Source organism: Pseudomonas sp. 1176_21, assembly GCF_052850635.1.
Genome location: NZ_VXCV01000009.1, coordinates 161,351 through 186,261, shown reverse-complemented (window position 1 = coordinate 186,261; position 24,911 = coordinate 161,351). Strand labels below are relative to the sequence as shown.

At 65.0% G+C, this 24,911-nt stretch carries 19 protein-coding genes; 12 read left to right on the top strand and 7 right to left on the bottom strand.

Going from position 1 to position 24,911, the window contains the following annotated elements; translation table 11 throughout:
- Position 1 precedes the first annotated feature (1 nt).
- Together FW760_RS20415 and mnmC are read right to left on the bottom strand one after the other, a co-directional pair.
- Entirely contained in the window at positions 2-1,789 is a 1,788-nt protein-coding gene (locus FW760_RS20415) for an N-acetylglutaminylglutamine amidotransferase (RefSeq protein ID WP_088514039.1), read from the bottom strand.
- A gap of 104 nt (positions 1,790-1,893) precedes the next feature.
- Entirely contained in the window at positions 1,894-3,897 is a 2,004-nt protein-coding gene (mnmC, locus tag FW760_RS20410) for a bifunctional tRNA (5-methylaminomethyl-2-thiouridine)(34)-methyltransferase MnmD/FAD-dependent 5-carboxymethylaminomethyl-2-thiouridine(34) oxidoreductase MnmC (RefSeq protein WP_116055190.1), read from the bottom strand.
- Positions 3,898-3,997: 100 nt separating this feature from the next.
- Here mnmC and pap point away from each other — a divergent pair, with 100 nt between their 5' ends.
- Positions 3,998-5,488, top strand: coding sequence for a polyphosphate:AMP phosphotransferase (gene pap, locus FW760_RS20405; protein ID WP_088514041.1), 1,491 nt, complete (start codon positions 3,998-4,000; stop codon positions 5,486-5,488).
- Between the two features lie 98 nt (positions 5,489-5,586).
- On the opposite strand, the gene FW760_RS20400 is transcribed toward pap, so the two are convergent.
- Positions 5,587-6,981 (bottom strand): class II fumarate hydratase, encoded by a 1,395-nt coding sequence (locus FW760_RS20400; protein WP_043862664.1) that lies wholly within the window; start codon positions 6,979-6,981, stop codon positions 5,587-5,589.
- A 154-nt stretch (positions 6,982-7,135) separates the two neighbouring features.
- Here FW760_RS20400 and FW760_RS20395 point away from each other — a divergent pair, with 154 nt between their 5' ends.
- From FW760_RS20395 to FW760_RS20365, 7 genes are all read left to right on the top strand, one after another.
- Positions 7,136-7,663 (top strand): DUF2059 domain-containing protein, encoded by a 528-nt coding sequence (locus FW760_RS20395; protein WP_043862665.1) that lies wholly within the window; start codon positions 7,136-7,138, stop codon positions 7,661-7,663.
- Between the two features lie 12 nt (positions 7,664-7,675).
- Positions 7,676-7,975, top strand: coding sequence for a BolA family protein (locus tag FW760_RS20390; RefSeq protein ID WP_043862666.1), 300 nt, complete (start codon positions 7,676-7,678; stop codon positions 7,973-7,975).
- Positions 7,976-8,084: 109 nt separating this feature from the next.
- On the top strand, positions 8,085-9,020 hold the full coding sequence (trhO, locus tag FW760_RS20385) for an oxygen-dependent tRNA uridine(34) hydroxylase TrhO (protein ID WP_043862667.1): 936 nt from the start codon (positions 8,085-8,087) through the stop codon (positions 9,018-9,020).
- A 3-nt stretch (positions 9,021-9,023) separates the two neighbouring features.
- Positions 9,024-9,656 carry a DsbA family protein gene (locus FW760_RS20380; RefSeq protein WP_043862668.1) on the top strand — a complete coding sequence of 211 codons (633 nt, stop codon included), beginning with the start codon at positions 9,024-9,026 and terminating at the stop codon, positions 9,654-9,656.
- Complete coding sequence (locus FW760_RS20375; RefSeq protein ID WP_043862669.1) at positions 9,649-11,481, top strand: ABC transporter ATP-binding protein; 1,833 nt, start codon at positions 9,649-9,651, stop codon at positions 11,479-11,481. The genes FW760_RS20380 and FW760_RS20375 overlap by 8 nt, the downstream gene beginning before the upstream one ends.
- Positions 11,482-11,603: 122 nt before the next feature.
- Positions 11,604-14,063 (top strand): EAL domain-containing protein, encoded by a 2,460-nt coding sequence (locus tag FW760_RS20370; RefSeq protein ID WP_043862670.1) that lies wholly within the window; start codon positions 11,604-11,606, stop codon positions 14,061-14,063.
- Between the two features lie 38 nt (positions 14,064-14,101).
- Positions 14,102-14,905 carry a TenA family transcriptional regulator gene (locus FW760_RS20365; RefSeq protein WP_054915876.1) on the top strand — a complete coding sequence of 268 codons (804 nt, stop codon included), beginning with the start codon at positions 14,102-14,104 and terminating at the stop codon, positions 14,903-14,905.
- Positions 14,906-14,908: 3 nt separating this feature from the next.
- Here FW760_RS20365 and FW760_RS20360 read toward each other — a convergent pair whose 3' ends face one another.
- From FW760_RS20360 to FW760_RS20345, 4 genes are all read right to left on the bottom strand, one after another.
- The gene (locus FW760_RS20360; protein ID WP_054915860.1) at positions 14,909-15,649 is read right to left on the bottom strand and encodes a YciK family oxidoreductase; all 741 of its coding nucleotides are present in this window, start codon (positions 15,647-15,649) and stop codon (positions 14,909-14,911) included.
- A gap of 113 nt (positions 15,650-15,762) precedes the next feature.
- On the bottom strand, positions 15,763-16,434 hold the full coding sequence (gene mupP / locus FW760_RS20355; RefSeq protein ID WP_043862672.1) for an N-acetylmuramic acid 6-phosphate phosphatase MupP: 672 nt from the start codon (positions 16,432-16,434) through the stop codon (positions 15,763-15,765).
- 2 nt (positions 16,435-16,436) lie between these two features.
- Complete coding sequence (ubiG, locus tag FW760_RS20350; RefSeq protein ID WP_043862673.1) at positions 16,437-17,135, bottom strand: bifunctional 2-polyprenyl-6-hydroxyphenol methylase/3-demethylubiquinol 3-O-methyltransferase UbiG; 699 nt, start codon at positions 17,133-17,135, stop codon at positions 16,437-16,439.
- 61 nt (positions 17,136-17,196) lie between these two features.
- Complete coding sequence (locus tag FW760_RS20345; protein ID WP_043862674.1) at positions 17,197-18,528, bottom strand: TRZ/ATZ family hydrolase; 1,332 nt, start codon at positions 18,526-18,528, stop codon at positions 17,197-17,199.
- Between the two features lie 109 nt (positions 18,529-18,637).
- On the opposite strand from FW760_RS20345, the gene mtnA reads away from it, so the two are divergent.
- From mtnA to pheA, 4 genes are all read left to right on the top strand, one after another.
- Complete coding sequence (mtnA, locus tag FW760_RS20340; protein ID WP_116055187.1) at positions 18,638-19,714, top strand: S-methyl-5-thioribose-1-phosphate isomerase; 1,077 nt, start codon at positions 18,638-18,640, stop codon at positions 19,712-19,714.
- A 257-nt stretch (positions 19,715-19,971) separates the two neighbouring features.
- Positions 19,972-22,611: a DNA gyrase subunit A gene (gene gyrA / locus FW760_RS20335; RefSeq protein WP_104572072.1), complete on the top strand. Its 2,640-nt coding sequence runs from the start codon at positions 19,972-19,974 to the stop codon at positions 22,609-22,611.
- A gap of 99 nt (positions 22,612-22,710) precedes the next feature.
- Positions 22,711-23,796 carry a 3-phosphoserine/phosphohydroxythreonine transaminase gene (gene serC / locus FW760_RS20330; protein ID WP_043862751.1) on the top strand — a complete coding sequence of 362 codons (1,086 nt, stop codon included), beginning with the start codon at positions 22,711-22,713 and terminating at the stop codon, positions 23,794-23,796.
- Complete coding sequence (gene pheA, locus FW760_RS20325; RefSeq protein WP_043862677.1) at positions 23,796-24,890, top strand: prephenate dehydratase; 1,095 nt, start codon at positions 23,796-23,798, stop codon at positions 24,888-24,890. Before serC ends, pheA begins: the two co-directional genes overlap by 1 nt.
- Positions 24,891-24,911 lie beyond the last annotated feature (21 nt).

The following is a 24,911-nucleotide window of genomic DNA, read 5'->3' as shown; positions in this document are numbered from 1 at the left end:
ATCAGATTCCTTGTTCGCTGAGCCACAGGTTCAGCGCGGCCAGTTGCCACAGCTTGGAGCCGCGCAGCGGCGTCAGTTGCCCATGCGGGTCGCTGAGCAGGCGGTCGAGCATGGCCGGGTTGAACAGGCCGCGGTCCTGGCTCGGGTCCAGCAGCAGCTCGCGTACCCAGTCCAGGGTGGCGCCTTGCAGATGCTTGAGGCCCGGTACCGGGAAGTAGCCCTTCTTGCGGTCGATGACTTCACTGGGGATGACCAGTCGCGCGGCTTCCTTGAGCACCTGCTTGCCGCCATCGGGCAGCTTGAACTGGGCCGGCACCCGCGCCGACAGCTCCACCAGCCGGTAGTCGAGGAACGGCGTGCGAGCCTCCAGGCCCCAGGCCATGGTCATGTTGTCGACCCGTTTGACCGGGTCGTCGACCAGCATCACCGTGCTGTCCAGGCGCAGGGCCTTGTCGACTGCCGCGCTGGCGCCGGGCTGGGCGAAGTGCTGGCGCACGAAGTCGCCGGCGGCGTCATTGCCCAGCAGCCAGGCCGGCTGCACGGTGTCGCGGTACTCGTCGTAGCTGCGGTCGAAGAAGGCCTCGCGGTAGGCCGCGTACGGGTCCTTGGCGCCGTCCACCTGCGGGTACCAGTGGTAGCCGGCGAACAGCTCGTCGGCACCCTGGCCGCTCTGCACCACCTTGCAGTGCTTGGCCACTTCCCGCGAGAGCAGGTAGAAGGCGATGCAGTCGTGGCTGACCATCGGCTCGCTCATGGCGCGGAACGCGGCCGGCAGTTGCTCGATGATTTCGCGCTCGTCGATGCGCAACTGGTGGTGGCGGGTGCCGTAGTGCTTGGCGATCAGGTCCGAATACTGGAACTCGTCGCCACGTTCGCCGCCGGCATCTTCGAAGCCGATGGAGAAGGTCGACAGGTCTTCGACCCCGACTTCGCGCAGCAGGCCGACCAGCAGGCTGGAGTCGACGCCGCCCGAGAGCAGCACGCCGACATCCACGGCCGCGCGCTGACGGATTGCAACGGCTTCGCGGGTGCTGTCGAGCACGCGGTCGCGCCAGTCTTCCAGGGTCAGGTGCTGTTCATCGGTGCGTGGGCCGTAGTGCAGGTTCCACCACACGTGCTGCTCGGCGCGGCCCTGGGCGTCGATACGCATCCAGGTGGCCGGTGGCAGCTTTTCGATGTTCGCCAGCAGGGTCCGCGGGGCGGGCACCACGGCGTGGAAGTTCAGGTAGTGGTTGAGTGCCACCGGGTCGAGCACCGGGTTGATGTCGCCGCCCTTGAGCAGGGCCGGCAGGCTCGATGCGAAGCGCAGGCGTTCGCCGGTGCGCGACAGGTACAGCGGCTTGACCCCCAGGCGGTCGCGGGCGAGGAACAGCTGCTGGCTGTCACGTTCCCAGATCGCCAGGGCGAACATGCCGTTCAGGCGCTGCAGCAGATCGGCGCCCCAGGCGTGGTAGCCCTTGAGCAGCACTTCGGTGTCGCCGTCCGAGTAGAAGGCATAGCCCAGGCTTTCGAGTTCGGCGCGCAGCTCGGGGAAGTTGTAGATGGCGCCGTTGAATGCCAGCGACAGGCCCAGCTGGCTGTCGATCATGGGCTGGGCCGAGCCGTCGGACAGGTCCATGATCTTCAGGCGCCGATGGCCCAGGGCGATGGGCCCCTGGCTATGGAAGCCCCAGGCATCCGGGCCGCGGGGCGCCAGGTGATGGGTCATCCGTTCGACCGCGGCCAGGTCCGCCGGGCGTGGTGTGTTGGCTACAGGGGTGAAACGAAACTCTCCAGCTAATCCGCACATAAGTCCTTACCGGTTTTTCCGTTGGGGAAGGTGCCCTGAATTCGGGCACATAGGAACTGACCGGTGCGGATCCTGTGAGTTTTAGATCAATCTGTTATAAGCCTTCAGCCTTGCTTGCCCTTGCCGCGTATCAGTTCGCGCAACATGAAACGATTCGGGTGGCAGGCCTCGGCCACGTCGCGCGGCACCGGCAAGGGTGCGTTGTCGACCCAGGCGGCGATCAGTTCACCCGCCAGAGGCGCGGTGATCAGGCCGCGCGAACCATGGCCGCTGTTCACATACAGGCCCTCCAGCCAGGGGCACGGAGTGTCCGGCAGCTGTCGCGCGTCCTTGCCGAGCACGGCATACGCCTGGTTGAACGCCGCCTTGTCGGCCAACGGGCCGACGATCGGCAGGTAGTCGGGGCTGGTGCAGCGAAACGCCGCGCGGCCCTGCAGGCTGGCCGGGTCCAGCTCGGCAGCGCCAAGGCGTTCTGCCAGGTCGCCGGAGATTTCCCGCAGCAGCTCCAGGTTGCTCGCATGTTCGGCAGCGGTGGGGGCGAGGTCGGTGCTGTGGAAGTCGAAGCTCGCCCCCAGGGTGTGTTCGCCCAGGCGCGGCGGCGCGACGTAACCGTCCGCGCACACCACGGTGCCCAGCGCGCGGCTGGCGTTGGTGGCCGGCAGGCGGGTGATCTGCCCGCGGATGCGCTTGAGCGGCAGCTCGGCGCACGGCTCGAAACGATGGATGTCCGCTGCGCTGGCCAGCACCACCAGCGGCGCGCTGGCCAGCAGGCGCTCGCCGTCCCATGCCTGCCACAAGCCGTCGACCTTGCGCAGCTGTACCACGTCATGGTGGGGCAGCAGGGTGATGTTCGGTTGCCCGGCCTGCCATTGGCACAGCGCGGGCGGATGCACCCAGCCGCCCTCGGGGTAGTACAGACCGCCACTGGGCAGGCCGACCCCGGCCACGGCTTCGGCCTGCGGCTGGTCGAGGCGCTGCAGCAGGGTGTCGCTGAACGCCTGGTCGAGCTTGATCTGGCGCTGGTCTTCCTTGTCGTCGAAGGCCAGTTGCAGCACCCCGCAGGCGTCCCAGTCGGTGCCGCGCTGCAACTGTTCGAGCAGGCGGCGGGTGTAGCCGAAGCCGGCGACGATCAGCCGCGACAGTGCGGTGCCGTGGGCCGACAGCTTCAGGTACAGCACGCCCTGGGGGTTGCCCGAGGCTTCACCGGCAGGGGCGGCGTGGCGCTCCAGCAGGCGTACCTGCCAGCCGCGCGCCGCCAGGCTGGCGGCGGTGGCGCAACCGGCCAGGCCGGCGCCGATCACCAGCGCCTCGCGGGGGCCGGCCAGCGGCGCGGGGCGCGCGAACCATGGGGCAACCGGCGCGAGCGGCGCTTGCTCGGCGGGCCAGCCGGTGAATGCGCCGCGCAGCACTTCCCATTTTTTGCCGATACCCGGAATGCGCTTCATCTTGAAGCCCACCGCAATCAGCCCGCGACGCACCCAGCCGGTGCTGGTGAAGGTGCCAAGGGTGGCACCCGGCGCCGACAGGCGTCCGAGCTGGGCGAACAGCTCGGGGGTCCACATGTCGGGGTTCTTGGCCGGGGCAAAGCCATCGAGAAACCAGGCGTCGATGGGGGCGTCCAACTGCGGCAGCTGTTCCCGCGCATCGCCGATCATCAGGGTCAGGGTCACCCGACCCTGGTCGAAGACGAACTGCTGGAAACCTTCGTGCACCGCCACGTACTGCGCCAGCAGTGGCTGGCTGAACGGCGTCAGCTCCGGCCACAGGGCCAGGGCCTTGGCCAGGTCGGCATGGCTGAGGGGGTATTTTTCGACGCTGACGAAATGCAGGCGTGCCCCGGCCGGTGCACAGTCGGCGAACACCTGCCAGGCGCAGAAGAAGTTCAGGCCGGTGCCGAAGCCGGTTTCCCCGATCACCAGGCAACTGCCGTCGGCCATCGCGGCGAAGCGCTGGCGCAGGTCGTTCTGCTCGATGAACACATGACGGGTTTCCTCCAGGCTCTGCTCCTTGGAGAAATAGATGTCGTCGTACTGGCGTGAATACGGGCGGCCCTGTTCATCCCACTCGATCTGGGCGTACTGGGTCGGGGTGGCGGGGGTGTCGTTCATGTTCGGCTCGGCAACAGCGAAGCGTGCATTCTAGCCGATCGCCTTGCGACAAAGGGCTGCGTGATCCGCTAGTCTTGCTTATCCAAGAAGGGAGCCTGGTATGTTCGAATCCGCCGAAATTGGTCACGCCATCGACAAAGAAACCTATGACGCCGAAGTGCCGGCGTTGCGTGAAGCCTTGCTCGAAGCCCAGTTCGAGCTCAAGCAGCAGTCTCGCTTTCCGGTCATCGTGCTGATCAATGGCATCGAGGGGGCCGGCAAGGGCGAAACCGTCAAGCTGCTCAACGAGTGGATGGACCCGCGCCTGATCGAGGTGCGCACCTTCGACCAGCAGACCGACGAGGAGCTGGCCCGGCCGCCGGCCTGGCGCTACTGGCGGGCCTTGCCGAGCAAGGGGCGCATGGGCGTCTTCTTCGGCAACTGGTACAGCCAGATGCTGCAGGGGCGGGTGCATGGCCAGTTCAAGGACGCGGTGCTCGACCAGGCCATCAACGGTGCCGAACGGCTGGAAAAGATGCTGTGCGACGAAGGCGCGCTGATCTTCAAGTTCTGGTTTCACCTGTCCAAGAAGCAGATGAAGGCGCGGCTCAAGTCGCTCAAGGATGACCCGCTGCACAGCTGGAAGATCAGCCCGCTGGATTGGCAGCAATCGCAGACCTATGACCGGTTCGTGCGCTTCGGCGAACGGGTGCTGCGCCGCACCAGCCGTGACTATGCACCCTGGCACATCATCGAGGGCGTGGACCCGAACTACCGCAGCCTGGCCGTGGGCAAGATCCTGCTCGAGGGCCTGCAGAACGCCTTGAAGGCCAAGGCCCTGGGACGCCAGACCAACATCGCGCCGCTGGGCGAATCCATCGACGGACGCAGCCTGCTGGGCAGCCTGGACATGACCCTGCGTCTGGACAAGAACGACTACCAGGAGCAGCTGATTGTCGAGCAGGCCCGTCTGGCGGGCCTGCTGCGTGACAAGCGCATGCGTCGCCACGCGCTGGTGGCGGTGTTCGAGGGCAACGACGCGGCGGGCAAGGGCGGTGCCATTCGGCGCGTGGCCGCCGCGCTGGACCCGCGTCAGTACCGCATCGTACCGATTGCCGCCCCTACCGAGGAGGAGCGGGCACAGCCCTACCTGTGGCGGTTCTGGCGGCACATTCCGGCGCGCGGCAAGTTCACGGTGTTCGACCGCTCGTGGTACGGGCGGGTGCTGGTGGAGCGTATCGAGGGCTTTTGCAGCCAGGCCGACTGGATGCGCGCCTATGGCGAGATCAACGATTTCGAGGAGCAACTGCACGACGCTGGCGTGGTGGTGGTCAAGTTCTGGCTGTCGATCGACGAGCAGACCCAGCTTGAGCGTTTTCAGGAGCGCGAGCAGATACCGTTCAAGCGCTTCAAGATCACCGAGGAAGACTGGCGCAACCGCGACAAGTGGGACGCGTACTCCGAGGCGGTGGGCGACATGGTCGACCGCACCAGCACCGAAGTGGCGCCCTGGACGCTGGTGGAGGCCAATGACAAGCGTTGGGCGCGAGTGAAGGTGCTGCGCACCATCAACGAGGCGCTGGAGGCGGCGTTCAAGAAAGACAAGAAGTGATCATTGGCCGCATCGCGGGGCAAGCCCGCTCCCACAGGAACTCCATCAGCCTTGTGGGAGCGGCTTGACCCGCGACGGGCTGCATAGCAGACCTTTTTTCAGCCTTTGCCGCCGGCCTCGAGCATCTGCTCCGGCCTTACCCATTCATCGAACTGCGCATCGGTCAGATACCCCAGTTCCAGCGCCGCCTCGCGCAAGGTGGTGCCTTCGGCGTAGGCCTTCTTGGCGATCTGCGCCGACTTGTCGTAACCGATATGCGGGTTGAGCGCCGTCACCAGCATCAGCCCGCGCTCCAGGTGCTCGGCCATCTGCTGCGGGTCTGGCTCGATGCCCGCCACGCAGTGCTGCTGGAAGTTGCGGCAGCCATCGGCCAGCAGTTCGATCGACTGCAGCAGGTTGTGGATGATCACCGGCTTGAACACGTTGAGCTGCAGGTGGCCCTGGCTGGCGGCAAAGCCGATGGTGGTGTCGTTGCCCAGCACCTGGCAGGCCAGCATCGACAGTGCCTCGCACTGGGTCGGGTTGACCTTGCCGGGCATGATCGAGCTGCCCGGCTCGTTGGCCGGCAGGCGCACCTCGGCCAGCCCCGCGCGCGGCCCGGAGCCGAGCAGGCGCAGGTCGTTGGCCAGCTTCATCAGGGCCACGGCCAGGGTTTTCAGCGCACCGGCCAGGGTGATCAGCGGCTCGTGCCCGGCCAGCGCGGCAAACTTGTTGGGCGCGGTGACGAACGGCAGCCCCGACAAGGCGGCAAGCTCGGCGGCGATCGCCTCGGCAAACCCGTGCGGTGCGTTCAGCCCGGTACCCACGGCGGTACCGCCCTGGGCCAGTTCGCACACCGCCGGCAGCGCCGCGCGGATGGCGCGCTGGGCGTAGTCCAGCTGGGCCACGTAGGCCGAGACCTCCTGGCCGAAGGTGATCGGGGTGGCGTCCATCATGTGGGTTCGCCCGGTCTTGACCAGTTGCATGTGGCGTGCGGCCAGTTCGGCCAACCCGCCCGACAGCTCGGCGATGGCCGGCAGCAGTTGCTGGTTGACCGCCTGTGCGGCGGCAATGTGCATGGCGGTCGGGAAGCAGTCGTTGGAGCTCTGCGAGCGGTTGACGTGGTCGTTGGGGTGTACCGGCACCTTGCCGCCGCGGCCCTTGCCGGCCAGCTCGTTGGCGCGCCCGGCCAGCACTTCGTTGGCGTTCATGTTGCTCTGGGTGCCGCTGCCGGTCTGCCACACCACCAGCGGGAACTGGTCGTCATGCTCGCCGGCCAGCACCTCGTCGGCGGCCTGTTCGATCAGGCGGGCGATGTCGGCCGGCAGGTCGCCGTTGCGGTCATTGACCCGCGCTGCGGCTTTCTTGATCAGCACCAGCGCGTGCAGTACCGCCAGCGGCATGCGTTCCTTGCCGATGGCAAAGTTGATCAGCGAGCGCTGGGTCTGGGCACCCCAGTAGGCCTCGTCAGGAACTTCAACCGGGCCCAGGCTGTCAGTTTCGATACGGCTCATGCGGTACGCACTCCTTCAATGGCTTGTTTGCGCAGTTTAGGCCCTGATTCGGCATGGCGGTTCCATTGCCTGTCGTCCCTCTTGAGCAGGCTGCCCCAGTCGGCGCAGAATGCTCTACTCTGGGTACGCCCTCTTTTTATTTTAAGGAATTTCGATGACCCGTCTTCGCGCCCTCTGCACGGCTGTCGCGCTGGTCTGCGCCAGCGGCCAGGCACTCGCCGATACCGCCAGCCACAACGCCAGCGCTGAAAAATTCCTGGTGATGGCGCACGCCGACAAACTGGGTACCCCGGTCTACATGCAGGTGCAGCAGATGTTTGCCCAGCGCTTCGAGCAGACCAAGGCGCCGGCGTCCAAAAAGGCCGTGCTTGAAACCTACCAGGCCAAGGCCAACGCCGCCCTGGACCAGGCCATCGGCTGGAACAAGCTCAAGCCGGACATGATCAAGCTGTACACCAGCACCTTCAGCGAATCCGAGCTCAAGGACCTGGTCGCCTTCTACCAGTCGCCACTGGGCAAGAAAGTCCTGGAAAAGATGCCTGCCGTTACCCAGCAGTCGGCCCAGCTGACCCAGCAGAAGCTTGAAAGCGCCGTGCCGGTGGTCAACAAGCTGCTGGCCGACATGACCAACGAGCTGGACCCGTCCGCCGGCAAGGCGGCCGCACCGGCCAAGAAACCTTAAGCGGAGCCCAGCATGTCGATGCAGCAGAAGATCGAACAGAGCCTGGCGGCGCTCGCCCCGCAGCACCTCGAGGTGCTGGACGAGAGCCACATGCACAGCCGGGGCCAGCAGACCCACTACAAGGCCGTGCTGGTCAGCGAACAGTTCGATGGCTTGAACAGCGTCAAGCGCCACCAGAAGGTCTACGCCACCCTGGGTGACCTGATGGGGCAGTTCCATGCCCTGGCGTTGCACACCTACACCCCGCAGGAATGGCAGAAAGTCGGCAGCGCGCCGGCTTCGCCCACCTGCGCCGGAGGCAGCAAACACTGAAATCCCTTTCAGGTTTTTGCTAGAATCCGCAACGCGCCGCCTGTCGGCGCGTTTTTTATTGTCGACCCGGTCCGCCCTTTGCGAGGGTGACCACCTGGAGAATCAAGGCATGACCCAAGCTATCGTCGTGGCGGCGCTGTACAAGTTCGTCACCCTGAAAGATTACGTCGAGCTGCGCGAGCCGCTGCTCGAGACCATGGAGCGCAACGGGGTCAAGGGCACCCTGCTGCTGGCCGAAGAGGGTATCAACGGCACCGTGTCGGGTACCCGCGAAGGCATCGATGGCCTGCTGGCCTGGCTGCGCAGCGATGCACGCCTGGTGGACATCGATCACAAGGAATCGTACTGCGACGAACAGCCGTTCTACCGCACCAAGGTCAAGCTCAAGAAAGAGATCGTGACCCTCGGCGTGCCGGGCGTGGACCCGAACCGGACGGTCGGTACCTATGTCGAGCCCAAGGACTGGAACGCGCTGATCAGCGACCCCGAAGTGCTGCTGATCGACACCCGCAACGACTATGAAGTGGCGATTGGTACCTTCGAGGGCGCCATCGACCCCAAGACCACCACCTTTCGCGAGTTTCCCGAGTACATCAAGGCCAACTTCGACCCTGCCCGGCACAAGAAGGTGGCGATGTTCTGCACCGGTGGCATCCGCTGCGAAAAAGCCTCCAGCTATATGCTCGGCGAGGGTTTCGAAGCGGTCTATCATCTTAAGGGTGGCATCCTGAAGTACCTCGAGGAGGTTCCCCAGGAAGAAACGCGCTGGCAGGGCGACTGCTTTGTCTTCGACAACCGCGTGACCGTGCGTCACGACCTCAGCGAAGGCGACTACGACCAGTGCCACGCCTGTCGTACCCCGATCAGCGTGGAAGAACGGGCCTCCGAGCATTATTCGCCAGGCATCAGCTGCCCGCATTGCTGGGACAGCCTGAGCGAGAAGACCCGGCGCAGTGCCATCGATCGGCAGAAGCAGATCGAGTTGGCCAAGGCCCGCAACATGCCGCACCCGATCGGCCACAACTATCGCAAAGCCGAGGTGTGATGGATGACCGCTCGCCTGCTGTATGTAATGGACCCGATGTGCTCCTGGTGCTGGGGTTTCGCACCCGTGGCCGAGGCCCTGATACGGCAGGCGCGCGAGGCCGGCGTGGACACCCACCTGGTGCCCGGCGGCCTGCGCTCGGGCAGCAGTGCGCTGGATGCCTCCACCCGGCGCTACATTCTTGAACACTGGCAGGCGGTCAACCAGGCCACCGGCCAGCCGTTCCAGCTCGAGGGCGCGATGCCCGAAGGCTTTGTCTACGACACCGAACCTGCCTGCCGCGCGCTGGTGGCTGCACGCAGCCTGGACCCGCAGCGGGCCTGGACGCTGCTGGGGATGATCCAGCAGGCGTTCTACCAGCGCAGCGAAGACGTGACCCTGCCGGTCAAGCTGGTGGAACTGGCCGAGCAGGCCGGTTTCGACCGCGCCGCCTTCGCCGAGGCCTTCAGCAGCGGCGACACCCGCAGCGCCACCGCCGCCGACTTCACCTGGGTGCAGGACCTGGGCATCGCGGGCTTCCCGACCCTGCTCGCCGAGCGCAATGGCCAACTGGCCCTGCTGACCAACGGCTATCAGGCCCTGGGGGCGCTGCAGCCGCTGCTGGGGCGCTGGCTGGAGCATGCGGTCAATGCTTGACCTGCCTGGCTCCCCCGACCCGGTGCCCGGGCCGACGCCGGCACCTGTCGATCGCTTGAGCTGGGCCGAGATCCGGCGCCTGGCGCAACACCACAAGAAAGCCCTGTGGACTGCCAACGGCGTGGCCGTGCTGGCGGCCCTGTGCAGTGTGCCGATTCCGCTGCTGCTGCCGTTGCTGGTCGACGAAGTGCTGCTGGGGCACGGCGATGCGGCGCTCAAGTGGATGAACAACCTGCTGCCCGCCAGCTGGCAGGTGGCGGCCGGCTACATCGGCCTGATGCTGGTCTTCACCCTGACGCTGCGCTGTGCGGCACTGGCCTTCAACGTGGTGCAAGCCAAGCTGTTCGCCGGGCTGGCCAAGGACATCGTCTACCGGCTGCGCATCCGCCTGATCGAGCGGCTCAAGCGCATCTCCCTGAGCGAGTACGAGAGCCTGGGCAGCGGTACGGTGACCACGCACCTGGTCACCGATCTGGACACCGTGGACAAGTTCGTCGGTGAAACCCTCAGCCGCTTTCTGGTGGCCATGCTCACGCTGGCCGGCACCTCGGCGATCCTGTTGTGGATGCACTGGCAGCTGGCGCTGTTGATCCTGCTGTTCAACCCGCTGGTGATCTTTGCCACGGTGCAGTTGGGCAAGCGGGTCAAGCACCTGAAGAAACTCGAGAACGACAGCACCTCGCGCTTCACCCAGGCACTGACCGAAACCCTGGATGCGATCCAGGAAATCCGTGCCGGCAACCGCCAGGGCTACTTTCTCGGGCGCCTGGGCATGCGTGCCCAGGAGGTGCGCAACTATGCGGTGTCCTCGCAATGGAAGAGCGATGCCAGCAGCCGCGCCAGTGGCTTGCTGTTCCAGTTCGGCATCGACATCTTTCGCGCAGCGGCCATGCTCACGGTGCTGTTCTCCGACCTCAGCATCGGCCAGATGCTGGCGGTGTTCAGCTACCTGTGGTTCATGATCGGCCCGGTGGAGCAGTTGCTCAACCTGCAGTACGCCTACTACGCGGCAGGTGGTGCGCTGAGCCGGATCAACGAGCTGCTGGCGCGCAGCGACGAGCCGCAGTATCCCGGCGGCATCGACCCTTTCGCGGGGCAGACCACCGTGGGCATCGAGGTGCGCGGGCTGCGTTTCGGCTATGGCGAGGAGCCGGTGCTGGACCAGTTGAACCTGTCCATCGCACCCGGCGAGAAGGTGGCCATCGTCGGCGCCAGCGGCGGCGGCAAGAGCACCCTGGTGCAGCTGTTGCTGGGCCTGTACAGCGCCCAGGCCGGCAGCATCCGCTTCGGCGGTTCGACCTTGCAGGAGATCGGCCTGGAAACCCTGCGCGAGCATGTGGCGGTGGTGTTGCAGCACCCGTCGCTGTTCAACGACACCGTGCGCGCCAACCTGACCATGGGCCGCGAGAGTACCGATGAGGCCTGCTGGCAGGCGCTGCGCATCGCCCAGCTCGACGCCACCATCGCCGCGCTGCCACAGGGCCTGGACAGTGTGGTGGGACGTTCGGGCGTGCGTCTGTCCGGCGGGCAGCGCCAGCGTCTGGCGATAGCGCGCATGGTGCTGGCCGAGCCCAAGGTCGTCATTCTCGATGAGGCCACCTCGGCGCTGGACGCGGCCACCGAGTACAACCTGCACCAGGCGCTGAGCCGCTTCCTCAGCGCCCGTACCACCCTGATCATCGCTCACCGCCTGTCGGCAGTGAAGCAGGCCGACCGCGTGCTGGTGTTCGACGGCGGGCATGTCGCCGAGGATGGCGGTCACCAGCAGCTGATCGCCGAGGGCGGGTTGTACGCCAAGCTCTATGGGCATTTGCAACAGAGCTGAGGGCCTTCTACTGTACAACTGTTGTACAGGTGAAAAAGGGCCTGATGGCAGGTGGCAAATGGCCTAGGCTGTGTCTGTGCAGGATGAGACTCATCGGGCTGCGCATTGCTGCAAGGGACCTCATGAAGCAGAAACGGACTCTCGAAGCGCCCAGGTTGTTGGGCATCATCTGGCCTTTTGTGGCGGTCGTACTGTTCCAGGCCTTGCTGGGGGGCATCAGCCTCTATGCCTTGTCGGCCGTGCGCGGTTATGTGGCGGGCGAGAGCCTGTGGTCCAAGGGGCAGAAGGACGCCATCTACTTCCTGAGCCTGTATACCGACAGCCGCGACGAGGCGGCCTACCAGAAGTACCGGCAGGCCATCGCCATCCCCCAGGGTGGGCACCAGCTGCGCACCGCGCTGGACGCCAAGCCCCTGGACCTGGCCGCTGCGCGCCAGGGCATCCTCAGGGGCGGCAACCACCCGGATGACATCGACAGCGTCATCTGGCTCTACCTGAATTTCCGTCATGTCAGCTACATGGAACGCGCCATCGAACGCTGGTCGGTGGGGGACGACTACCTGCAGCAGCTGGATGCGCTGGCCAACCGGATCCACCAGGGTATCGTCACCGGGAATGTCACTGCGCAGCGGGTTGCAGCCTGGAAGGGTGAGATCGCCGCGATCAACGAGGCGGTAACCCCCGCCGCCATGGCGTTCAGCGATGCCCTGGGCGAAGGATCGCGCATGCTGTTGCGCCTGCTGCTGGTGGTCAACCTGGCCACGGCACTGTTTCTGATTGCGCTGGCCTGCCTGCGCACGCACAAGCTGCTGGCGCAGCGTCAGGCCTTTGCCAGTGCCCTGCAGGTGGAGAAGGATCGGGCGCAGATCACCTTGCAGTCGATTGGCGATGGGGTGATCACCACCGATGTCGAAGGCTGTATCGCCTACATGAACCCTGCCGCCGAGCAGTTGACCCACTGGAGCGCCGGACAGGCCCAGGGCCTGCCGCTGGCGGCGCTGTTCAGCCTGCTGGACGACAACGCCGAAAAAGACAGCCTGTCCCTTACCGAGCGCATTCTGAGCGGTACCCTCAAGGGCGGCAGCGAGCACGCCAAGCTGATCCAGCGGCTGGACGGCAGCACGGTGTCGGTGGCCCTGGTGGGCTCGCCGATCATCAGTGACGGTCAGGTCAGCGGCATCGTGCTGGTGCTGCACGACATGACCCAGGAGCGCCAGTACATCGCCAACCTGTCGTGGCAGGCTACCCATGATGCCCTCACTGGGCTGGCCAACCGGCGCGAATTCGAGTACCGGCTGGAGCTGGCGCTGGGCGACCTGGGCCGCCAGGCGGCGCGCCACACCCTGCTGTTTCTGGACCTGGATCAGTTCAAACTGGTCAACGACACCTGCGGCCATGCGGCGGGCGACGAATTGCTGCGTCACATTTGCGCGGTGCTGCAGGCGGGCGTTCGCGAGGGCGATACCCTGGCGCGCCTGGGCGGCGACGAGTTCGGTATCCTGCTGGAGAACTGCCTGCCCGAGCAGGCCGAGCGCATTGCCGAGAATCTGCGCCAGACCGTGCAGAGCCTGCACTTCGTGTGGAAGGGGCGCCCGTTCATGACCACCGTGAGCGTGGGGCTGGTCCACCTGCAACTGGCACCCCATACGCTGGAGGCCTCGCTGCGTGCGGCCGACATGGCGTGCTACATGGCCAAGGAGAAGGGGCGCAACCGGGTGCAGGTGTACCACCCCGACGACACCGAGCTGTCCATGCGCTTTGGCGAGATGGCCTGGATCCAGCGCCTGCACATCGCCCTGGAGGAAGACCGCTTCTGCCTGTATGCCCAGGAAATCGCGCCACTGGCGGCCGGTGAGTCGGATGCCGGTCATCTGGAAATACTGCTGCGCCTGCATGATGAGAGCGGGCGCATCATCCTGCCCGACAGCTTCATCCCGGCCGCCGAACGCTATGGGCTCATGACGGCCCTGGATCGCTGGGTGGTGAACAGAGTGTTCAAGGTGATTCGCCAGGCGCTGGACGAGGGGCGAAAGGGGCCATTGGCAATGTGCGCCATCAACCTGTCGGGCAGCAGCATCGGCGATGACAAGTTTCTGGATTATCTGCAGCGCCAGTTCGTCGAGTACGCCATACCGCCTGAAATGATCTGTTTCGAGATCACCGAAACCAGTGCGATTGCCAACCTGGGCAGCGCCATCCGTTTCATCAACGAATTGAAAGGGCTGGGTTGCCACTTTTCGCTGGACGACTTCTGCGCCGGGATGTCGTCGTTTGCCTACCTCAAACACCTGCCCGTGGACTTCCTGAAAATCGACGGGAGTTTCGTCAAGGACATGCTTGACGATCCGATTAACCGGGCTATGGTCGAAGTGATCAACCATATTGGCCACGTCATGGGCAAGCGCACCATTGCCGAGTTTGTCGAGACGCCCCTGATCGAGCAGGCGCTGCATGAAATTGGTGTCGATTACGCCCAGGGCTACCTGATCGAGCGGCCGCAGGTGTTCACCTGTGAAAGCTTGCAACGCCGGCGTATCCGTTCGCGACCCTTGCTGTTCAGGACGCCGGGGACGTTTCGCTGAGCGTTCACTTCAAATCACAAGGATGTAGGGATATGACAGTGATTGATGCATTTGAGCGAGTGGGTCCATTGATGGACGCGCAAAGTTACCCACTCTGGGCTCAGAAACTGATCGAGGATTGCAGTGCGAGCAAGCAGCGGGTGGTAGAGCATGAAATCTATCACCGCCTGCGCGACGGCAAGCTGAGCCAGCGCACCCTGCGCCAGTATCTGATCGGCGGCTGGCCGGTAGTCGAACAGTTTTCGGTGTACATGGCGCAGAACCTGGCCAAGACCAGTTTTGCCCGCCACCCGGGGGAAGACATGGCGCGTCGCTGGCTGATGCGCAATATCCGTGTCGAGCTCAACCATGCCGACTACTGGGTGCACTGGGCCCAGGCGCACGGGGTCAGCCTGGACGATCTGAACGAGCAGAACGTGCCGACCGAGTTGCAGGCGCTGAGTGACTGGTGCTGGCATACCTGTGCGGCCGATTCGCTGATCGTGGCCATGGCCGCGACCAACTATGCGATCGAAGGCGCGGTGGGGGAATGGTCGGCGCTGGTGTGTTCGACGGATACCTACGCCAACGGCTTTCCCGAAAGCGGGCGCAAACGCGCCATGAAATGGCTGAGGATGCACGCGCAGTATGACGACGAGCACCCTTGGGAGGCGTTGGAGATCATCTGCACGCTGGCGGGCAACAACCCACCACAGGCGCTGCAGACCCAGCTGCGTCGCGCGATCTGCAAGAGCTACGACTACATGTACCTGTTTCTGGAGCGCTGTCTGCAGCTGGAGCAGTCCCCGCAGGCCGAGCCGGGCTCCACTGCCCGGTCGCGCTCGGCCCTGGTCGGTGCCTGAGGGCTACTGTGCGTTGAGCGCCTGGCCGTTGATGCCCTTGCTGTCCGGGCCCATCAGGTAGAGGTAGACCGGCATGATCTGCTCGGGCAGCGGGTTGTTCTCCGGTGCCTCGGCAGGGTAGGCCTGGGCGCGCATGCTGGTGCGTGTGGCGCCCGGGTTGACGCTGTTGGCGCGCACGGGGGCAACGTTCTCCAGCTCGTCGGCGAGGGTCTGCATCAGGCCTTCGGTGGCGAATTTCGATACGCCATAGGCACCCCAGTAGGCCCGGCCCTTGCGCCCGACGCTGCTGGAGGTGAACACCACCGAGGCATCCTCCGACAGCTTGAGCAGCGGCAGCAGGGTGCTGGTGAGCATGAACATGGCGTTGACGTTGATGTGCATGACGCGCATGAAGTTCTCGCCCGACAACTGCTCCAGCGGGGTACGCGGGCCGATGATGGAGGCGTTGTGCAGCAGCCCGTCGAGACGACCGAATTCGTTTTCCACCATCACTGCCAGCTCATCGTACTGATGGGGCAGGGCGGTTTCGAGGTTGAAGGGCACGACCACCGGTGCCGGATGGCCGGCTGCGGTGATCTGGTCGTGCACCTCGTTGAGGTTGGCTTCGGTCTTGCCCAGCAGCAGTACCGTGGCGCCATGGGCAGCGTAGGCCTTGGCAGCAGCGGCGCCGATGCCGCGACCGGCGCCGGTGACCAGGATGACCCGGCCGTTGAGCAGGCCGGGGCGGGCGGTGTAGTCGAACATGGGATTCCCTCGAGATCGTGGTGAGGCATTCGCCGGCACGGCCGGCTCCTACAAATCGATCCGGTGTTGCAGGAGCCGGCTGTGCCGGCGAAGCTTTTGGCGGGTGTCGGCGATCAGCAGCCGCACAGGGCGCTGTCGAGCACCTTGCGCAGGTCCAGCGGATGATCGACCACCACGTCCGCGCCCCAGTTGTTGGGGTTGTCCTCTGGATGAATATAGCCGTAGCGCACCGCTGCGGTGCGGGTGCCGGCGTCGCGGCCCGACTCGATGTCGCGCAGGTCGTCACCCACGAACAGCACGCTGGCCGGGTCCAGGTTCAGGGTCTTGCAGGCCAGGATCAGCGGCTCGGGGTCGGGCTTGCTGTTCTTCACGTGATCCGGACAGATCAGCAGCGACGAACGCTCGGCCAGGCCCAGTTGCTGCATGATCGGCTCGGCGAAGCGTACCGGCTTGTTGGTGACCACGCCCCACAGCAGGTTGCCTTTTTCGATGTCGGCCAGCAGCTCGGCCATGCCGTCGAACAGCTTGCTGTGCACCGCGCAATCCTTCTGGTAGCGCTCGAGGAATTCCAGGCGCAGCGCCTCGAACTCGGGGGCTTCGGGGCTCATCGCGAACGCGGCGGCGACCATGGCTCGGGCGCCACCGGAAATCACCTCGCGAATCCGTTCGTCGTCGATTGCCGGCAGGCTGCGGTCGGCCAGCATGGCCTGGCAGATGGCGATGAAATCCGGCGCCGTGTCGAGCAGGGTGCCGTCCATGTCGAAAAGTACTGCTCGCAAACGCATGCTCATTCCTCGCGCAGGGTCTGGATCATGTAGTTGACGTCCACGTCGCTGGCCAGTTTGTAGTGCTTGGTCAGCGGGTTGTAGGTCAGGCCGATGATGTCCTTGACGCTCAGGCCCGCTTCGCGGCTCCAGGCGCCCAGTTCGGACGGTCGGATGAATTTCTTGAAGTCATGGGTGCCGCGCGGCAGCAGCTTCATGATGTATTCCGCACCGATGATGGCGAACAGGTAGGCCTTGGGGTTGCGGTTGATGGTGGAGAAGAATACCTGGCCGCCGGGCTTGACCATGCGGTAGCAGGCGCGGATCACCGAGGAGGGGTCGGGTACGTGCTCGAGCATCTCCAGGCAGGTGACCACGTCGAACTGCTCGGGCATTTCCTCGGCCAGGGCTTCGGCGGTGATCTGCCGGTATTCCACCTCGACGCCGGACTCCAGCTGGTGCAGGCGGGCGACGGCCAGCGGCGCTTCACCCATGTCGATGCCGGTGACGGTGGCACCCCGCAGGGCCATGGCCTCGCTGAGAATGCCGCCGCCACAACCGACGTCGAGCACTTTCTTGCCGGCCAGCTTGACCCGCTCGTCGACCCAGTTGACCCGCAGCGGATTGATGTCGTGCAGTGGCTTGAATTCGCTCTCGCGGTCCCACCAGCGGTGGGCCAGGGCTTCGAATTTGGCGATTTCGGCGTGGTCGACGTTGCTCATGGAACGGTCCTCAGAAACTTTGATAATTCGCTACAGGTCGGCAGCCGTGGCTGCCGACGGGTTATTCGTGCTGGCCGCCGATACGCTGGCCCCAGTCACAGGCGCTGGCATGCAGGGCCTGTTCGTCGAGCCGGGTGAGGCGGCGCTCATCGAGCAGTTGCCGGCCGGCCACCCAGACATGTCTTGCGCAGTCCCGCCCGCTGGCATACACCAGTTGCGAGACCGGGTCGTAGATCGGCTGCTGGGCCAGGCCCGACAGGTCGAATGCCACCAGGTCGGCAGCCTTGCCCAGCTCCAGCGAGCCGGTTACGGCCTCCAGGCCCAGGGCGCGGGCGCCGTTGAGGGTTGCCATGCGCAATGCGCGATGGGCATCCAGGGCGCTGGCCGAACCTGACACGGCCTTGGCCAGCAGGGCCGCGGTACGGGTTTCGCCCAGCAGGTCGAGGTCGTTGTTGCTGGCGGCGCCATCGGTGCCTATGGCTACGTTGACGCCAGCCTGCCACAGGCGTTCCACCGGGCAGAAGCCGCTGGCCAGCTTGAGGTTGGATTCAGGGCAGTGCACCACGCTGGTGTTGCTTTCTACCAGCAGGGCCAGGTCGTCGTCGCTGACCTGGGTCATGTGCACGGCCTGCAGGCGCGGGCCCAACAGGCCGATGCGTGCCAGGCGCGCCAATGGCCGCTCGCCGCACTGATCGATGGACTGCTGCACCTCGAAGGCGGTCTCGTGCAGGTGCATGTGCACCGGCGCGTCCAGCTCTTCGGCGATCACCCGGACCTTTTCCAGGTTGGCGTCGCTGACCGTGTACGGTGCGTGCGGGCCCAGGGCCACGGTAATGCGCGGATGGTGGCGCAGGTCGCCGAACAGCTCCACGCCCAGGTGCAGGCCTTCGTCGAAGGTGCGGGCGCCGGGAATCGGGAAGTCCAGCAACGGCACTGCGATCTGCGCGCGCATGCCGCTGTCGTGCACGCATTCGCTGGCGATCTTGGGGAAGAAGTACATGTCCGAGAAGCAGGTGATGCCACCCTTGAGCTGTTCGGCAATGGCCAGGTTGGTACCGTCACGCACGAAGGCTTCATCGACCCAGCGGGCTTCGGCGGGCCAGATGTGCTCCTGCAGCCAGGTCATCAGCGGCAGGTCGTCGGCCAGGCCGCGAAACAGCGTCATCGCGGCGTGGCCGTGGGCGTTGATCAGGCCGGGCGCGAGCAGGCAGCCGGGCAGCTCGCGCACCTCGGTGGCCTGCAGGCGCAGGGCGTCTTCGCGCGGGCCGATGAAGGCGATCAGGCCGTCGCGGATACCGATGCCGTGGCCCTTGAGAACCACCCCGGCCGGTTCGACGGGCACCAGCCACGAGGGCAGGAGCAACAGGTCGAGGGGAGGGGCAGGCTTGGGCATGTGCGAAAATCCCGGTATCGCGGAAGGTGGGGGCGAAGTATACCCGAGCGTCCGCGGCTGGGGCTCGTTATAATCGTGCGCTTTTGATGTCCGAATGACGGGGTGAGGCATGCGCGATCGACTGTTGGCTGCGGAGAAGGTGACGGCCATCGATTGGCGGGATGGTGCCCTGTATCTGCTCGACCAGCGTGCGCTGCCGTTCGAGCAGCGCTGGCTGGCGTATAACGATGCCGTCGGGGTGGCCGAGGCCATCCGCACCATGGTGGTGCGCGGCGCCCCGGCCATCGGCATCAGTGCGGCCTATGGCCTGGTGCTGGCGCTGCGCCAGCGCCTGGCGGATGGCGATGACTGGGAAATGGCTCTGGAAGAGGACTTCGAGCTGCTGGGCGAAGCCCGTCCCACCGCCGTCAACCTGTTCTGGGCACTGAACCGCATGCGCGAGCGGCTGTTGCGGATAAAGGCCGGGGATGACGTGCTGGCGATCATGCTGGCCGAAGCCGAGGCCATCCACGAGAGCGACCGTGAAGCCAACCTGACCATGGCCCAGCTGGGCGCCGAGCTGATTCGCAGGCACCAGGGCAGCGAGCAGGCCATCCTCACCCACTGCAATGCCGGCGCGCTGGCCACGGGCGGGTTCGGCACTGCGCTGGGGGTGATTCGCGCCGCGTACCTGGAAGGCATGGTGGAGCGGGTGTATGTGGCCGAGACCCGGCCCTGGCTGCAAGGGTCGCGGCTGACCGCCTGGGAGCTTGCCGGCGAAGGGGTGCCGGTGACCATCGGCGTCGATTCCGCCGCCGCGCACCTGATGAAGACCAAGGGCATCACCTGGGTGATCGTCGGCGCCGACCGCATCACTGCCAATGGCGACGTGGTCAGCAAGATCGGCACCTACCAGCTGGCGGTCAATGCCATGCACCATGGGGTTCGCTTCATGGTGGTGGCGCCCAGTTCGAGCATCGACCTCAATCTGGCCAGTGGCGAGGAGGTGATGCTCGAGGAGCGGGATGTCAGCGAGCTGCTGGAGGTGGGCGGCGAACGGGTCGGGGCCGGGGTAGAGGCCTTCAATCCGGTGTTCGATGTGACGCCGGCAGATCTGATCGACGTGATCGTGACCGAAAAGGGCATCGTCGAGCGTCCGGACACGGCCAAAATGGCGCAGTTGATGTGCCGCAAGCGGTTGCATTGAGGTCCGCGCCGCGCCCTTTGCCGGCAAGCCGGCCTCAGATCGGGCGGCGGTTTGCCATACTCCCAAGCCTATCGGGACTGTGGTAACATCCGACGGTTTCCAAGACCGCCTCCCGAGGCGGTCTTTACTGCGCAGATCCATGGCATAACTCGTTGATTTGTCGTAAGTCGCTGCCGGTCATCTGCTTGCAGCGGCGAGCTTCGTTCGTCCCATATGGATGTGACGAGGTTTCACCAGAAAAAGGAATCAGGCTTCTCATGGGCGAACTGGCCAAAGAAATCCTACCGGTCAATATCGAAGACGAACTGAGACAGTCCTACCTCGACTACGCGATGAGCGTCATTGTCGGGCGTGCACTGCCCGATGCGCGTGATGGCTTGAAGCCCGTGCATCGCCGCGTTCTGTTTGCGATGAGTGAACTGGGTAACGACTGGAACAAACCGTACAAGAAATCCGCCCGTGTGGTCGGTGACGTGATCGGTAAGTATCACCCCCACGGTGATACCGCGGTCTACGACACCATCGTCCGTATGGCCCAGCCGTTCTCGCTGCGCTACCTGCTGGTGGACGGCCAGGGCAACTTCGGTTCGGTGGACGGCGACAATGCCGCGGCCATGCGATACACCGAAGTGCGCATGACCAAGCTGGCGCACGAGCTGCTGGCAGACCTGCACAAGGAAACCGTCGACTGGGTGCCCAACTACGACGGCACCGAGCAGATTCCGGCGGTCATGCCGACCAAGATCCCGAACCTGCTGGTCAACGGCTCCAGCGGTATCGCCGTGGGCATGGCGACCAACATTCCGCCGCACAACCTCGGTGAAGTCATCGACGGTTGCCTGGCGCTGATCGACAACGCCGACATCACGGTCGATGAGCTGATGCAGTTCATCCCGGGGCCGGACTTCCCGACTGCCGCGATCATCAACGGTCGCCAGGGCATCATCGAGGCCTACCGCACCGGTCGCGGGCGCATCTACATGCGTGCCCGCTCGACGGTCGAGGACATCGACAAGGTCGGTGGCCGCCAGCAGATCGTGATCACCGAGCTGCCGTACCAGCTGAACAAGGCGCGGCTGATCGAGAAGATCGCCGAGCTGGTCAAGGAAAAGAAACTCGAGGGCATCACCGAGCTGCGCGACGAGTCCGACAAGGACGGCATGCGCATCGTCATCGAGCTGCGCCGTGGCGAAGTGCCGGAGGTGATCCTCAACAACCTCTATGCCCAGACCCAGCTGCAGGCCGTGTTCGGCATCAACATCGTGGCGCTGATCGACGGCCGTCCGCGGGTGCTGAACCTCAAGGACCTGCTCGAGGCGTTCGTGCGTCACCGCCGCGAGGTGGTCACCCGCCGTACCGTGTTCGAGCTGCGCAAGGCCCGTGAACGCGGTCATATCCTCGAGGGCCAGGCGGTCGCACTGTCCAACATCGACCCGGTCATCGCCCTGATCAAGGCTTCGCCGACGCCGTCCGAGGCCAAGGAAGCGCTGATCGGCACGCCGTGGGAGTCCAGCGCCGTGCAGGTGATGGTCGAGCGCGCCGGCGCCGATTCCTGCCGCCCGGAAACCCTCGACGAGCAGTACGGCCTGCGTGATGGCAAGTACTACCTTTCGCCCGAACAGGCCCAGGCCATCCTGGACCTGCGCCTGCACCGCCTGACCGGCCTGGAGCACGAGAAGCTGCTGGCCGAGTACCAGGAGATTCTCAAGCAGATCGGCGAGCTGATTCGCATCCTGAACAACGCCGAGCGCTTGATGGAAGTGATCCGCGAAGAGCTGGAGCTGATCCGCGCCGAATATGGCGACGTGCGCCGCACCGAGATTCTCGATGCACGCCTGGACCTGACCCTGGGTGACATGATCCCGGAAGAAGACCGTGTGGTGACTATCTCCCACGGCGGCTACGCCAAGACCCAGCCGCTGGCGGCCTACCAGGCCCAGCGCCGTGGCGGCAAGGGCAAGTCGGCCACCGGCGTCAAGGACGAGGACTACATCTCGCATCTGCTGGTCGCCAACAGCCACACCACGCTGCTGCTGTTCTCCAGCAAGGGCAAGGTGTACTGGCTCAAGACCTACGAAATCCCCGAGGCGTCGCGTGCCGCACGTGGCCGTCCGCTGGTGAACCTGCTGCCGCTGGGCGAGGGCGAGGTCATCACCACCATGCTGCCGGTGGAGGAATACACCGAAGGCCACTTCATCTTCATGGCCACCGCCAACGGCACCGTGAAGAAGACCCCGCTGGAGCAGTTCAGTCGTCAGCGCAGTGTCGGCCTGATCGCGCTGGAGCTGGACGAAGGCGACATCCTGATTTCCGCCTCCATCACCGATGGTGAGCGCGAGGTCATGCTGTTCTCCGATGCCGGCAAGGTCACCCGCTTCAAGGAGTCCGACGTGCGTGCCATGGGGCGTACCGCCCGCGGTGTGCGCGGCATGCGCCTGGCCGAGGGGCAGAAGCTGATTTCGATGATCATCCCCGAAGAAGGCAGCCAGATCCTCACCGCTTCCGAGCGTGGTTTCGGCAAGCGTACCGCCATCGCCGAGTTCCCCGAGTACAAGCGTGGTGGCCAGGGCGTCATCGCCATGGTCAGCAACGATCGCAACGGCCGTCTGGTCGGTGCGGTACAGGTGCAGGAAGGCGAGGAGATCATGCTGATTTCCGACCAGGGCACCCTGGTGCGTACCCGTGTCGGCGAAGTCTCCAGCCTGGGCCGCAATACCCAGGGCGTGACGCTCATCAAGCTGGCCAGCGACGAGACCCTGGTGGGTCTGGAGCGGGTGCAGGAGCCGTCCGACGAGGAAGACGACGAAGATTTCGTGGTGGATGCCGAGGCTGACGTGGACGCTGGCGACGGGTCGTCACTGGACGCTGCAGCTGACGAAGAGACGCCGCAGGAATAAATTGTAGTAGCGCAACCTATGGGAGCGGCTGTGGGGGCGGGCAGGCCCGCCACTGCGGTGTCTGCTCCCACAGACATCAAGAGCAGAGCGAGAGTGGATGTGAGCAAACGAGCCTTTAACTTCTGCGCAGGCCCTGCTGCGCTTCCTGAAGCTGTGCTGCAGCGTGCCCAGGCAGAAATGCTGAACTGGCGCGGCAAAGGCCTGTCGGTCATGGAGATGAGCCACCGTAGCGACGACTACGTGGCCATTGCCGAGAAGGCCGAGCAGGACCTGCGCGACCTGATGTCCATCCCCTCCAACTACAAGGTGCTGTTCCTGCAGGGCGGCGCCAGCCAGCAGTTTGCCGAGATCCCGTTGAACCTGCTGCCCGAGGGCGGTACGGCCGACTACATCGAGACCGGCATCTGGTCGAAAAAGGCGATCGAGGAAGCGCGTCGCTATGGCAACATCAATGTCGCCGCCAGCGCCAAGCCTTACGATTACCTGGCCATCCCGGGTCAGAACGAGTGGAACCTGACCAAGGACGCCGCCTACCTGCATTACGCCTCGAACGAGACCATCGGTGGTCTGGAGTTCGACTGGGTGCCGCAGACCGGTGACGTGCCGCTGGTGGTGGACATGTCCTCGGACATCCTCTCGCGTCCGGTCGACGTGTCGCAGTTCGGTTTGATCTACGCCGGTGCGCAGAAGAACATCGGCCCCAGCGGCCTGGTGGTGGTGATCGTGCGTGAAGACCTGCTGGGCCGTGCCCGCAGCAGCTGCCCTACCATGCTCGACTACAAGGTCGCGGCCGACAACGGCTCGATGTACAACACCCCGGCAACCTATTCCTGGTACCTCTCGGGCCTGGTGTTCGAGTGGCTCAAGGAGCAGGGCGGTGTCGCTGCCATGGAGCAGCGCAACCGCGCCAAGAAGGACCGCCTGTACGGCTTCATCGACAAGAGCGACTTCTATACCAACCCGATCAGCAGCAATGCCCGTTCCTGGATGAACGTGCCGTTCCGCCTGGCCGACGAGCGCCTGGACAAGGCGTTCCTGGCGGGCGCCGACGAGCGTGGCCTGCTCAACCTCAAGGGTCACCGTTCGGTGGGCGGCATGCGTGCCTCGATCTACAACGCCCTGGGCCTGGATGCCGTGGAGGCACTGGTTGCCTACATGGGTGAATTCGAGAAGGAACACGCCTGATGTCCGAACAGGAACTCAAGGCCCTGCGCGTGCGCATCGACAGCCTCGACGAGAAGATCCTCGAGTTGATCAGCGACCGTGCGCGCTGCGCCCAGGAAGTCGCCCGGGTCAAGACTGCGACCCTGGCAGAAGGCGAGGTGCCGGTGTTCTACCGGCCCGAGCGCGAGGCGCAGGTGCTCAAGCGCGTGATGGAGCGCAACAAGGGCCCGCTGGGCAACGAGGAAATGGCCCGGCTGTTCCGTGAAATCATGTCGTCGTGCCTGGCGCTGGAGCAACCGCTCAAGGTCGCCTACCTGGGGCCTGAGGGCACCTTTACCCAGGCCGCGGCCATGAAGCACTTCGGCCATGCCGTGATCAGCAAGCCGATGGCGGCCATCGACGAGGTATTCCGCGAAGTGGTCGCCGGCGCGGTCAATTTCGGCGTGGTGCCTGTGGAAAACTCCACCGAAGGTGCGGTCAACCACACCCTGGACAGCTTCCTCGAGCACGACATGGTGATCTGCGGCGAAGTCGAGCTGCGCATTCACCACCACCTGCTGGTGGGCGAGAATACCAAGACCGACAGCATCAGCCGTATCTACTCCCACGCCCAGTCGCTGGCCCAGTGCCGCAAGTGGCTGGATGCTCATTATCCGAACGTCGAGCGGGTGGCGGTATCGAGCAACGCCGAAGCTGCCAAGCGGGTCAAGGGCGAGTGGAATTCGGCGGCGATCGCCGGTGACATGGCGGCCGGGCTGTACGGTCTGACACGCCTGGCGGAGAAAATCGAAGACCGTCCGGACAATGCCACGCGCTTCCTGATGATCGGCAACCAGGAAGTGCCACCGACCGGTGATGACAAGACCTCGATCATCGTTTCGATGAGCAACAAGCCGGGTGCGTTGCACGAACTGCTGGTACCGTTCCACGAGAACGGCATCGACCTGACCCGCATCGAGACCCGTCCCTCGCGCAGCGGCAAGTGGACCTACGTGTTCTTCATCGACTTCGTCGGCCACCATCGCGACCCGTTGATCAAGGCGGTGCTGGAGCAGATCAGCCAGGAGGCGGTGGCCCTGAAGGTACTGGGCTCGTATCCGAAGGCGGTGCTCTGAGGTATGCCAATGCGTGATGTT

Bases quoted from the DNA above. Each gene is read 5' to 3' on its own strand.
- FW760_RS20415 (WP_088514039.1), bottom strand. From the start codon at position 1,789: ATGTGCGGATTAGCTGGAGAGTTTCGTTTCACCCCTGTAGCCAACACA.
- mnmC (WP_116055190.1), bottom strand. From the start codon at position 3,897: ATGAACGACACCCCCGCCACCCCGACCCAGTACGCCCAGATCGAGTGG.
- pap (WP_088514041.1), top strand. From the start codon at position 3,998: ATGTTCGAATCCGCCGAAATTGGTCACGCCATCGACAAAGAAACCTAT.
- FW760_RS20400 (WP_043862664.1), bottom strand. From the start codon at position 6,981: ATGAGCCGTATCGAAACTGACAGCCTGGGCCCGGTTGAAGTTCCTGAC.
- FW760_RS20395 (WP_043862665.1), top strand. From the start codon at position 7,136: ATGACCCGTCTTCGCGCCCTCTGCACGGCTGTCGCGCTGGTCTGCGCC.
- FW760_RS20390 (WP_043862666.1), top strand. From the start codon at position 7,676: ATGTCGATGCAGCAGAAGATCGAACAGAGCCTGGCGGCGCTCGCCCCG.
- trhO (WP_043862667.1), top strand. From the start codon at position 8,085: ATGACCCAAGCTATCGTCGTGGCGGCGCTGTACAAGTTCGTCACCCTG.
- FW760_RS20380 (WP_043862668.1), top strand. From the start codon at position 9,024: ATGACCGCTCGCCTGCTGTATGTAATGGACCCGATGTGCTCCTGGTGC.
- FW760_RS20375 (WP_043862669.1), top strand. From the start codon at position 9,649: ATGCTTGACCTGCCTGGCTCCCCCGACCCGGTGCCCGGGCCGACGCCG.
- FW760_RS20370 (WP_043862670.1), top strand. From the start codon at position 11,604: ATGAAGCAGAAACGGACTCTCGAAGCGCCCAGGTTGTTGGGCATCATC.
- FW760_RS20360 (WP_054915860.1), bottom strand. From the start codon at position 15,649: ATGTTCGACTACACCGCCCGCCCCGGCCTGCTCAACGGCCGGGTCATC.
- mupP (WP_043862672.1), bottom strand. From the start codon at position 16,434: ATGCGTTTGCGAGCAGTACTTTTCGACATGGACGGCACCCTGCTCGAC.
- ubiG (WP_043862673.1), bottom strand. From the start codon at position 17,135: ATGAGCAACGTCGACCACGCCGAAATCGCCAAATTCGAAGCCCTGGCC.
- FW760_RS20345 (WP_043862674.1), bottom strand. From the start codon at position 18,528: ATGCCCAAGCCTGCCCCTCCCCTCGACCTGTTGCTCCTGCCCTCGTGG.
- mtnA (WP_116055187.1), top strand. From the start codon at position 18,638: ATGCGCGATCGACTGTTGGCTGCGGAGAAGGTGACGGCCATCGATTGG.
- gyrA (WP_104572072.1), top strand. From the start codon at position 19,972: ATGGGCGAACTGGCCAAAGAAATCCTACCGGTCAATATCGAAGACGAA.
- pheA (WP_043862677.1), top strand. From the start codon at position 23,796: ATGTCCGAACAGGAACTCAAGGCCCTGCGCGTGCGCATCGACAGCCTC.